The organism is Pseudomonas sp. R3-52-08, from assembly GCF_003851745.1.
Lineage (GTDB): Bacteria > Pseudomonadota > Gammaproteobacteria > Pseudomonadales > Pseudomonadaceae > Aquipseudomonas.
The window spans coordinates 5,776,036-5,786,327 of record NZ_CP027730.1; the positions used below are offsets into that span (position 1 = coordinate 5,776,036).

At 62.8% G+C, this 10,292-nt stretch carries 10 protein-coding genes; 7 read left to right on the forward strand and 3 right to left on the reverse strand.

The window, feature by feature from the left end:
* Positions 1 to 35: 35 nt before the first annotated feature.
* A complete protein-coding gene (locus C4J91_RS26790; RefSeq protein WP_124364981.1) occupies positions 36 to 779 on the forward strand; it encodes a hypothetical protein in 744 nt (247 codons plus the stop codon).
* A gap of 123 nt (positions 780 to 902) precedes the next feature.
* On the opposite strand, the gene C4J91_RS26795 is transcribed toward C4J91_RS26790, so the two are convergent.
* Positions 903 to 1,754: an SDR family oxidoreductase gene (locus C4J91_RS26795; protein ID WP_124364982.1), complete on the reverse strand. Its 852-nt coding sequence runs from the start codon at positions 1,752 to 1,754 to the stop codon at positions 903 to 905.
* A 189-nt stretch (positions 1,755 to 1,943) separates the two neighbouring features.
* On the opposite strand from C4J91_RS26795, the gene exbB reads away from it, so the two are divergent.
* From exbB to C4J91_RS26825, 6 genes are all read left to right on the forward strand, one after another.
* Positions 1,944 to 2,912, forward strand: a complete 969-nt coding sequence (gene exbB / locus C4J91_RS26800; protein WP_124364983.1) for a tonB-system energizer ExbB — start codon at positions 1,944 to 1,946, stop codon at positions 2,910 to 2,912.
* A gap of 6 nt (positions 2,913 to 2,918) precedes the next feature.
* On the forward strand, positions 2,919 to 3,344 hold the full coding sequence (gene exbD / locus C4J91_RS26805; protein WP_003195519.1) for a TonB system transport protein ExbD: 426 nt from the start codon (positions 2,919 to 2,921) through the stop codon (positions 3,342 to 3,344).
* A complete protein-coding gene (locus tag C4J91_RS26810) occupies positions 3,341 to 4,087 on the forward strand; it encodes an energy transducer TonB (protein WP_124364984.1) in 747 nt (248 codons plus the stop codon). Before exbD ends, C4J91_RS26810 begins: the two co-directional genes overlap by 4 nt.
* 156 nt (positions 4,088 to 4,243) lie before the next feature.
* Positions 4,244 to 5,164 carry a hydrogen peroxide-inducible genes activator gene (locus tag C4J91_RS26815; RefSeq protein WP_124364985.1) on the forward strand — a complete coding sequence of 307 codons (921 nt, stop codon included), beginning with the start codon at positions 4,244 to 4,246 and terminating at the stop codon, positions 5,162 to 5,164.
* Positions 5,165 to 5,172: 8 nt separating this feature from the next.
* Positions 5,173 to 7,248 carry an ATP-dependent DNA helicase RecG gene (gene recG, locus C4J91_RS26820; RefSeq protein ID WP_124364986.1) on the forward strand — a complete coding sequence of 692 codons (2,076 nt, stop codon included), beginning with the start codon at positions 5,173 to 5,175 and terminating at the stop codon, positions 7,246 to 7,248.
* A 77-nt stretch (positions 7,249 to 7,325) separates the two neighbouring features.
* A complete protein-coding gene (locus tag C4J91_RS26825) occupies positions 7,326 to 8,726 on the forward strand; it encodes an aminoacyl-tRNA deacylase and HDOD domain-containing protein (RefSeq protein WP_124364987.1) in 1,401 nt (466 codons plus the stop codon).
* Between the two features lie 98 nt (positions 8,727 to 8,824).
* Here C4J91_RS26825 and C4J91_RS26830 read toward each other — a convergent pair whose 3' ends face one another.
* Positions 8,825 to 9,199 (reverse strand): helicase, encoded by a 375-nt coding sequence (locus C4J91_RS26830; protein WP_124364988.1) that lies wholly within the window; start codon positions 9,197 to 9,199, stop codon positions 8,825 to 8,827.
* 124 nt (positions 9,200 to 9,323) lie between these two features.
* A complete protein-coding gene (tagQ, locus tag C4J91_RS26835) occupies positions 9,324 to 10,247 on the reverse strand; it encodes a type VI secretion system-associated lipoprotein TagQ (protein WP_124364989.1) in 924 nt (307 codons plus the stop codon).
* Between the last annotated feature and the right edge of the window lie 45 nt (positions 10,248 to 10,292).

Consider the following 10,292-nt stretch of genomic DNA (forward strand, 5'->3'; position numbering starts at 1 on the left):
CCGCTGCGCCGACTTTGTTTCAGAAGGATTTAGTCATGCGCAAAGCGCTTATTGCCTCTTCGTTGCTCGCATTGCTGCTCGGCGGCTGTGCCAGCAACCCTGCCAATCTGGATGTGAGCGGTACCTGGATCAACCAGGCCGCCATCGATGCGGCAGCCAAGGGCGGCCCTTTGCGTGAAGCCTTGCAGACCTTTGGCCCGAACCTCGAATGGGAGGTCAACACCAAGGCCCTGCAGGCACGCTACTACAACGGTTTTGAAGTAGCGGAAGGCAAGTTGCTGGCGCAAAAGCCCGGCGCCTGGAGCGTGGACTTCTACGGCAGCTCTGCCACCGAGCTCAAGCGTAGAGGCAAAAAGCTGCTGCAGGTGGCCAACGACAACGAGCCTGAGCAACTGTTCACGCGCTCCCAGGACCCGGCTCCGGAGGGCGCACCACTGGGCGCCAACTTCGAGCGGGCGCTTTATGCGGCGTACCTGGGCGGAGACTGGAAGATCACCGACGGTGTCGGTAATGGCGCCACGGTACAGTTCCAGGCCAACGGCAAAGTCGCCGGCCTGCCTGGCGCTGATCAGTATTCGCTGTGCCTGGCCGGGGATTGCGCCTCCATGAGCGGCGGCTACGACAGCCTTTGGCTGCAGGAGAATGGCGTGGGCAACCCGTGGATCTTTGCGCGCAAAGGCAAGCAGCTGGAAATCTTCCAGGCGATCAACACTGCGCAAGCCGATGAAGTGCCTTCCTTCACGCCTGGCCAGCGCCAGTGGTTGCTTGAAAAGCAATAACCGCTGCGACACAGATCCAAATGTGGGAGGGGGCTTGCCCCCGATAGCGTTTCTTCAGTCAACCTCTCTTTGGCTGACACACCGTTATCGGGGGCTAGTCCCCTCCCACATTTTGTCCGTCGTTCAACCTTTCAAAATGGCGGCATAGCCTTCGCGATAAGTCGGATAGGTCGGCTTCCAGCCCAGCGCCTTGATGCGCGCATTGCTGCACTGCTTGCTGCCCGCACGCCGCACACTGGCGTCCTCGGACCACTCCGTCACGCCCAGATACTCGCGCAACCAACCCACCACCTCGGCCAATGGCGCCGGCGCATCGTCGACCCCGATATAAACCTTGTCCAGCGAACCGCCCTGCTCCACATGCCGCAACAAAAACGCCAACACGCCCGCAGCGTCATCGGCGTGAATCCGGTTGCCATATAAAGGCGGGTCGACGGCTACGCGATAACCCTGCCGAACCTGTGTCAGCAGCCACTCGCGGCCCGGGCCATAAATGCCGGTCAGCCGCACGACGCTCGCGGGGATACCACTATTGAGTGCCACTTGTTCGGCTTCGAGCATGATTTGGCCGGAATAACCCTTCGCCTGAGTTTCAGAGGTTTCGTCGACCCACTCGCCATTCTGCTGCCCATATACGCTGCTGCTGGACACAAACAGCAAATGCCTGGGCGTCTGGCCGTAATCGTCCAGCCACTCCAGCACATGCTGCAACCCTTGCACGTAGGCAGCACGGTAACCGGCCTCATCGTGGTCGGTGGCCGCAGCGCAGTACACCAGGTAATCCACCCCGCCGATCGGCCAGGTATCGGGACAGGCTTTATCGAACAGATCACCGGCGATGCCGATCACGCCGGCGGGAAGGCGCGAAATATCGCGGCGCAGGCCATGCACCTCCCATCCTGCGGCCAGCAATTGGCTAGCCAGCCGACTACCCACATCGCCGCAACCGGCAATCACAACAGAAGGCGCAGACATCATAAAACTCCATTCTCAAAGGCGCAGATTAGCCGCGCGAGAGGATCAACGGCCAGTAAAAAGCGAAATAAAGTAACAGTGCCACTTTAGTTAACAAGAATTACTTGCAATAATAACCACCCATTTGTCCTCGACCCACAGGGGTCTGGCAGGACGATCACCCATTCTTTTCTCTCAGGTCCGGCCAGCATGACACGTCATACAAACCCCGCTTCGCCAACCAAGCCTCACAGCCCATCCCGCGCCTGGCGTGCGATTGCTGCGATGCTGTTCAGCGTACTGCTGGCGCCGACCGCCGCCTTCGCTGATGCCACCGCACCTGCCGCACCAGCCGCTGCCGAGCAGAATACCGCCACCCCGGCTGCGCCTGCTGCCGCGCCAACCGACCCGGCCCAGGCTGCAGCTCCTGCCGACGGCACTGGGGTAGTGCTGGAAGAAGACAACACCCTGGGCATGGCCCATGACCTGTCCCCGTGGGGCATGTACCAGAACGCCGACGTGGTGGTGAAAGCCGTGATGATCGGCCTGGCTATCGCCTCCATCATTACCTGGACCATCTGGATCGCCAAAGGCTTCGAGCTGCTGGGCGCCAAGCGTCGTCTGCGCACTGAAATCGTCCACTTGAAAAAGGCCGCCACCCTCAAGGAAGCGAGTGAAACCGCCACCAAGAAGGGCACCCTGGCCAACCTGCTGGTGCATGACGCCCTGGAAGAAATGCGCCTGTCGGCCAACACCCGCGAAAAAGAAGGCATCAAGGAACGCGTCAGCTTCCGCCTGGAGCGCCTGGTGGCCGCTTGCGGTCGCAACATGAGCAGTGGCACCGGCGTACTGGCGACCATCGGTTCCACCGCCCCCTTCGTCGGCCTCTTCGGTACCGTGTGGGGCATCATGAACAGCTTCATCGGCATCGCCAAAACCCAGACCACCAACCTCGCCGTGGTTGCTCCCGGCATCGCCGAAGCCTTGCTGGCTACCGCCCTGGGCCTGGTTGCCGCGATCCCAGCGGTGGTGATCTACAACGTCTTCGCCCGTTCGATCGCCGGCTACAAGGCCCAGGTATCGGACGCGTCGGCAGAAGTCCTGCTGCTGGTCAGCCGCGACCTCGATCACCTGCCTACCGAGCGCAGCTCGCAACCGCACATGGTGAAAGTGGGGTAATCGGCCATGGGCCTGCATTTGAATCAAGGCGACGACGAGCTCGTCGAGAATCACGAAATCAACGTCACGCCGTTTATCGACGTGATGCTGGTGCTGCTGATCATCTTCATGGTGGCAGCACCGTTGGCTACCGTGGACATCAAGGTTGACCTTCCCGCGTCCAGCGCCAAGCCGGCGCCACGCCCGGAGAAGCCGATTTTTCTCAGCGTGAAGGCCGACCAGCGCCTGTTCCTGGGCGAAGAAGAAGTCAAGGCTGAAACCCTGGGGCCGGTGCTCGATGCCAAGACCCAGGGCAAGAAAGACACGACCATCTTCTTCCAGGCCGACAAGGGTGTGGACTACGGCGACCTGATGAGCGTGATGGACGCCTTGCGGGCAGCCGGCTACCTCAAGGTAGGCCTGGTCGGACTTGAGACGGCAGCCAAGAAATGATCACGACGCGCCACAAACTGACGCGTTATGGCAGCAGCCTCGCAGTCGTGCTGGGCGTGCATGCCGTCGCGATCATCATCGCGCTTAAATGGTCCGCGCCCCAGGCGATCCCGTTGCCTCCGGCCGCGATGGTCATCGACTTGGCGCCCCTGCCGGCGCCACCGCCACCGCCTGCACCGCCCAAGGTCGTTGCGCCACCGCCACCACCGGTCGAAGAGCTGCCGCTGCCGAAGTTGGCCGAGGCGCCCAAGCCGACGATCCAGGTGCCTAAGCCGGTCAAGCCCAAACCCAAGCCACAACCGCCCAAGCCGGTGGAGAAAAAGCCCGAGCCGCCCAAGGAGAAACCTTCCGAGGAGCCACCGAGCGACACGCCGCCGAGCAACGCGCCTGCGCAAAAGTCCGCACAGCCTGCTCCGGGTCCATCGGCGCAACAGCTTGCCGCCCAGGCCTCCTGGCAAAGCACCCTGCTGGCGCACCTGCAGAAGTACAAGAAGTACCCGCCGGGCGCCCAGCAACGTGGCAAGGAAGGCATGAACCGCTTGCGCTTCGTGGTCGATGGCGAAGGCAATGTGTTGTCCTACGAGTTGGAGGGCCGCTCCGGCAACGCCGATCTGGACCGCGCCACGCTGGAGATGATCCGCAAGGCTCAACCCCTGCCCAAACCACCGGCAGACCTGTTGAAAAACGGCAGTGTGGAGCTCGTCGCACCGTTCGTTTACAACATCGATAAACGTCGCCGCTAGAGGGCAATGGAAGGGGGCTGGCTCCCTTCCACATTCAGCGGCAGCGAATCAGCAAAATTACCGACAGTCCTCGCTCAATCCCCAGCAAAGTTCTGATAACGTGCGTCTATCGATTGCAGCCGGTATGCTTGGCTCGCAACCTCATGGACGCCCGCTATGACTCTTACAGAATTACGCTACATCGTGACCCTCGCCCAAGAACAGCACTTCGGCCACGCGGCCGAGCGTTGCCACGTCAGCCAGCCGACGCTGTCGGTGGGCGTGAAAAAGCTCGAAGACGAACTCGGTGTGCTGATTTTCGAGCGCAGCAAGAGCGCCGTGCGCCTCACCCCGGTGGGCGAAGGCATTGTTGCCCAGGCCCAGAAGGTGCTGGAACAAGCGCAAAGCATTCGCGAGCTGGCCCAGGCCGGCAAGAACCAGCTGACCGCACCGCTCAAGGTCGGCGCCATCTACACCGTCGGCCCGTACCTGTTCCCCCATCTGATCCCGCAACTGCACCGCGTCGCGCCGCAAATGCCGTTGTATATCGAAGAAAACTTCACCCACGTGCTGCGCGACAAACTGCGCAACGGCGAGCTGGACGCGATCATCATCGCCTTGCCGTTCAACGAGGCGGACGTGTTGACCCTGCCGCTCTACGACGAGCCGTTCTACGTACTGATGCCCGCCTCGCACCCGTGGACGCAGAAGGAAACCATCGACGCCGGCCTGCTCAATGACAAGAGCCTGCTGCTGCTCGGCGAAGGCCACTGCTTCCGCGACCAGGTGCTGGAAGCCTGCCCGACCCTGACCAAAGGCAACGACGGCGCCAAGCACACCACGGTGGAATCCAGCTCCCTGGAGACCATTCGCCACATGGTCGCGTCCGGCCTGGGTATTTCGATCCTGCCGTTGTCGGCGGTAGACAGCCATCACTACGCCCCCGGCGTAATCGAAGTGCGCCCACTTACGCCGCCAGTGCCCTTCCGTACCGTGGCAATCGCCTGGCGCGCCAGCTTTCCACGGCCAAAAGCGATTGAGATCCTCGCCGACTCGATCCGCCTGTGCTCGGTGGCCAAGCCGCCTGCTGCGAGCTAAGTAACCGTATGACTGAGCTGTCGCAGGTGCCGGTGACGGCACTCAAGGGTGTCGGTGAGGCCATGGCCGAGAAACTCGCCAAGGTCGGCCTGGAGAACCTCCAGGACGTGCTGTTCCACCTGCCGCTGCGCTATCAGGATCGCACCCGCGTCGTGCCCATCGGCCACTTGCGTCCCGGCCAGGACGCGGTGATCGAAGGCACCGTCAGCGGCGCCGACGTGGTAATGGGCAAGCGCCGCAGCCTGGTGGTGCGCCTGCAGGACGGCACCGGTGGCCTGAGCCTGCGCTTCTACCATTTCAGCAATGCGCAGAAAGAAGGCCTCAAGCGCGGCACCCGCGTGCGTTGCTACGGCGAAGCGCGTCCGGGGGCCTCGGGCCTGGAGATCTACCACCCGGAGTACCGCGCCATTACCGGCGACGAACCGCCGCCGGTGGACACCACCCTCACGCCGATCTACCCGCTGACCGAAGGCCTTACCCAGCAACGCCTGCGCCAGTTGTGCATGCAAACCCTGACGATGCTCGGCCCGCAAAGCCTGCCCGACTGGCTGCCGCTGGAGCTGGCCCGCGACTATCAACTGGCGCCTCTGGCGGATGCGATTCGCTACCTGCATCACCCGCCGGCCGACGCCGATGTGGACGAACTCGCCCTCGGCCATCACTGGGCCCAGCATCGCCTGGCCTTCGAAGAACTGCTGACCCATCAACTGTCCCAGCAGCGCCTGCGCGAAAGCATGCGCTCGCTGCGCGCACCGGCGATGCCCAAAGCCACGCGCCTGCCCGCGCAATACCTGGCCAACCTGGGCTTCGCACCGACCGGCGCGCAGCACCGCGTCGGCAACGAAATAGCCTACGACCTCAGCCAGCAGGAACCGATGCTGCGCCTGATCCAGGGCGATGTGGGCGCGGGCAAGACCGTGGTCGCCGCCCTCGCCGCCTTGCAGGCCCTGGAAGCCGGTTACCAGGTCGCGTTGATGGCGCCCACGGAAATTCTCGCTGAGCAACACTTCATCACCTTCAAACGCTGGCTCGAGCCGCTGGGGCTGGAAGTCGCGTGGCTGGCCGGCAAGCTCAAGGGCAAGACGCGCGCAGCGGCGCTGGAGCAGATTGCCGGCGGCGCACCGATGGTGGTGGGCACCCATGCGCTGTTCCAGGACGAAGTGCAGTTCAAGAACCTGGCCCTGGTGATCATCGACGAACAGCACCGCTTCGGCGTGCAACAGCGCCTGGCCCTGCGCCAGAAAGGCGTGGGCGGGCGCATGAACCCGCACCAGTTGATCATGACCGCCACGCCCATCCCACGCACCCTGGCCATGAGTGCCTACGCCGACCTCGACACCTCGATCCTCGACGAACTGCCCCCCGGCCGTACGCCGGTCAACACCGTGCTGGTCACCGACACGCGACGCGTCGAAGTGATCGAGCGCGTGCGCGGCGCCTGCGCCGAAGGCCGCCAGGCTTACTGGGTGTGTACGCTGATCGAAGAGTCCGAGGAGCTGACCTGCCAGGCCGCCGAAACCACCTATGAAGACCTCACCAGTGCCCTGGGCGAGCTCAAGGTCGGGCTGATCCACGGCCGTATGAAACCTGCCGAAAAAGCTGCAGTGATGGCCGAGTTCAAGGCCGGCAACCTGCAACTGCTCGTGGCCACTACTGTGATCGAGGTCGGCGTGGACGTGCCCAACGCCAGCCTGATGATCATTGAAAACCCCGAACGCCTGGGCCTGGCCCAACTGCACCAGTTGCGCGGCCGCGTCGGCCGAGGCAGCGCCGCCAGCCATTGCGTGCTGCTGTATCACCCGCCGCTGTCGCAGATCGGCCGCCAACGGCTGGGCATCATGCGCGAAACCAACGACGGCTTTGTCATCGCCGAAAAAGACCTCGAGCTGCGCGGCCCGGGAGAAATGCTCGGTACCCGCCAAACCGGTCTGCTGCAATTCAAGGTCGCCGACCTGATGCGCGACGCCGACCTGTTGCCCGCAGTGCGCGATGCGGCGCAGGCGCTGCTGGAACGCTGGCCTGAGCATGTCAGCCCGCTGCTCAACCGCTGGCTGCGGCACGGGCAGCAATACGGCCAAGTGTGACAGCCGGCTCACTTATCCGACCTACACCTCTACCAAGCTGGTTATACTCCAATGAATGAAAAAAATTGGATCAGGCCATGTCAGAAGTTGCCCTCGCTACCGCCCCACTGACCGCCCCGCCGGTCATTCGGGCGTTGCTCGCAAAGCTCGCCATCCCCTACACGGAAGTCGCCGAACAGACGGGCCTGAACCCTGCGCGAAAGGTCCAGGCGGTACTGCTCGAAGATGCCGTTGGCGCGCTCATGGTGCTGTTCCCCCAAAGCCAGTTGCTCGACCTCAACCGCCTTACCGAGCTCACCGGTCGGCGCCTCACCGCCGTGGCGCCGGAGCGCGTCGAGCGCATGCTGGGCAAGCATGAGCTGAACCTGCTGCCGGGCCTGCCGCCGCTTACCAGTTCGCCGTGCCTGTATGAAGGCAGCCTGCTCAACGAGCCGAGTCTATTGGTGCATTCGGGCGAAGCCGGGTTGCTGCTGGAAATCGCCAGCGAGTACTTCAAGACCATGCTGACCAAGGCCAGTGCGGCTCAGTTCGGCGAGCCCCTGAGCAACATTCGCCCCAACCTCGACCGCCCCAATGATGACCGTGAGGAAATCACCCAGGCGATGCAGGCATTCACTGCCCGCCGTATTCAGCAACGCCTGGAAGCGACCATCGAGATTCCGCCGCTGGCCGACACCGCGCAGAAGATCATCAAGCTGCGTGTCGACCCCAACGCCACCATCGACGACATCACCGGCGTGGTGGAAACCGACCCGGCCCTGGCCGCCCAAGTGGTGAGCTGGGCGGCGTCGCCCTACTACGCTTCGCCGGGCAAGATCCGCTCGGTGGAAGACGCCATCGTGCGCGTGCTGGGCTTCGATCTGGTGATCAACCTGGCGCTGGGCCTGGCCCTGGGTAAAACCCTGAGCCTGCCCAAGGACCGCCCGCATCCGTCCACGCCGTACTGGCACCAGTCGATCTACACCGCCGCCGTGATCGAAGGCCTGACCCGCGCCATGCCCCGCGCCCAGCGCCCGGAAGCCGGCCTGACCTACCTGGCAGGGTTGCTGCACAACTTTGGTTACCTGCTACTGGCCCATGTGTTCCCGCCGCACTTTTCGCTGATCTGCCGCCACCTGGAGGTCAACCCGCACCTGTGCCACAGCTACGTGGAACAACACCTGCTGGGCATCAGCCGCGAGCAGATCGGCGCCTGGCTGATGCGTTACTGGGACATGCCGGACGAACTGTCCACCGCCCTGCGCTTCCAGCACGACCCGAGCTATGACGGGCAGTACGCCGAATACCCGAACCTGGTGTGCCTGGCCGTACGCCTGTTGCGCAGCCGAGGAATCGGTTCCGGGCCGGATGAAACCATTCCGGATGCGCTGCTCGAGCGCCTGGGCTTGAGCCGGGAAAAGGCTGAAGACGTGGTCGGCAAGGTGCTGGATGCCGAGGTGTTGTTGCGCGAACTAGCCTCGCAGTTCAGCCAGCACTGAACCTGATCATTCCCACGCTCCGCGTCACCACTTAAGAGCGGACGCGGAGCGTCCAAAGCGGCATTCCCACGCAGAGCGTGGGAACGATCACTGAACGCTTACTTCTTTTTCTTCGGCTTCAGATACTTGGTCAACCCCTGGAACCAGATCACCAGCCCCGGGTTGCCCTTGATCTGGATCGATTTGTCCTGAATCCCCGTCATGAACGCCAGTTGCTTGTTCTTCGCCTGCATCGTGGCGAAGCCGTAGGCGGCGTCTTTGAAGGCAATCGCAAACGCCGGCTCAGGGTGTACACCCGAGCGGCTAGTGATGCGTTGGTCTTTGACGATGAAGTGACGGGCAACCTTGCCGTCGAGGGTCTGCAGCTGGAAGGCCAGGTCTTTGTCACCTAGCTGCTGCTGGAAGGCGGGGTTGGTGCGGCTGGCTTTGCCCATCATCAGGCCCAGCACCCACAGGAGAAGACGAAATTTCATGCACACGGCCTCGGTGTAATTATTGAGTGGCCGCAGCAGTGTAACGATTTGCAAACAGAACGCCACCGATCTCGCGCTTTAGCGGGAGATCGGTTGACGTTTAACGCTTATAGCAACAGGTTACTTAAACGTTAGGGCAAGGAACCGGGGCCCAGTCGGCCAGGTTTGGATCGCGGCAGCTGCCTTCGAGCTGAGCCTTGCCGGAGCTGGCGACCTGCTTGCTTTCAGCCTGCTTGGCCTGAACGGTCTGGATGCTCTTCTCGGTGGTCACCGCTTCTTTCGGCACGGTCGGGAGCACGGGTTTCTTGGCCGGCTTCACGGCTTTCTTGCCTTTGGCCGGAGTGACCACAGGCGTGGTGTCGGCGGTGGCCACGGTCACCACGTCGCTACGCTGCACGCCAACCTGCTGCAGGTCTTTCTCGTAGGCCTGGGTGTAGTTGTTCAGGTCTTCGCTGGCTTTGCCGTTGACTGCAACGATCAAGTCATTGGATTCCTTCAGGCCCGCAACGATTTCCGCCAGGCGCTTGCGGCCCTCGGTGTCGTTGACGGTCTTGGCCTTGCGGTCTGCGACCAGCTTGGTGAATGCGCTCTGGTAGCACTGTTGCGAAGCCTTGGCATAAGCAGTGCTGCGGTCGATGTCCGAGGCGCTTTTGTTGAAGTCGGTGGAGTAGGAAGCGATGCGCTGGTTGTCATCGCTGATCTGCTTCTGACGCTCGGTGTAGTAACCCGCCGCGCCACCCGCCAGGGCGCCGCCCGCTGCGCCGATAGCGGCGTTACGGCCGCGCTTTTCCTTGTCGCCGGTCAGGGCGCCCAGCAAGGCACCGCCGGCCGCGCCGATGGCTGCGCCGGTCACCACCGACTTGGTCATGTTCGAATCGGTAGCACGCAGGTGCTGCACCGGCTCGTAGCAGTTGGGGTAGTACTCAACCTTGGTGCTTGACGCGACCTTGGACGCAGGCGACGTTGCGCAACCGGTCAACACGGTGCTGAAACCGGCCGCAATCAGCAGCAGGTGACGCTTGGAAACCGTCTTACGGGAAAAAAGCATAGGTGTGATCTCTATTAAGTTTGACTTGCCCAGCACGGCCCACCG

What these genes read in the sequence shown, in the direction of transcription:
- exbD (WP_003195519.1), top strand. Translation starts at nt 2,919, where the DNA reads ATGGGCCTGCATTTGAATCAAGGCGACGACGAGCTCGTCGAGAATCAC.
- C4J91_RS26795 (WP_124364982.1), bottom strand. Translation starts at nt 1,754, where the DNA reads ATGTCTGCGCCTTCTGTTGTGATTGCCGGTTGCGGCGATGTGGGTAGT.
- C4J91_RS26815 (WP_124364985.1), top strand. Translation starts at nt 4,244, where the DNA reads ATGACTCTTACAGAATTACGCTACATCGTGACCCTCGCCCAAGAACAG.
- C4J91_RS26810 (WP_124364984.1), top strand. Translation starts at nt 3,341, where the DNA reads ATGATCACGACGCGCCACAAACTGACGCGTTATGGCAGCAGCCTCGCA.
- C4J91_RS26825 (WP_124364987.1), top strand. Translation starts at nt 7,326, where the DNA reads ATGTCAGAAGTTGCCCTCGCTACCGCCCCACTGACCGCCCCGCCGGTC.
- recG (WP_124364986.1), top strand. Translation starts at nt 5,173, where the DNA reads ATGACTGAGCTGTCGCAGGTGCCGGTGACGGCACTCAAGGGTGTCGGT.
- exbB (WP_124364983.1), top strand. Translation starts at nt 1,944, where the DNA reads ATGACACGTCATACAAACCCCGCTTCGCCAACCAAGCCTCACAGCCCA.
- tagQ (WP_124364989.1), bottom strand. Translation starts at nt 10,247, where the DNA reads ATGCTTTTTTCCCGTAAGACGGTTTCCAAGCGTCACCTGCTGCTGATT.
- C4J91_RS26830 (WP_124364988.1), bottom strand. Translation starts at nt 9,199, where the DNA reads ATGAAATTTCGTCTTCTCCTGTGGGTGCTGGGCCTGATGATGGGCAAA.
- C4J91_RS26790 (WP_124364981.1), top strand. Translation starts at nt 36, where the DNA reads ATGCGCAAAGCGCTTATTGCCTCTTCGTTGCTCGCATTGCTGCTCGGC.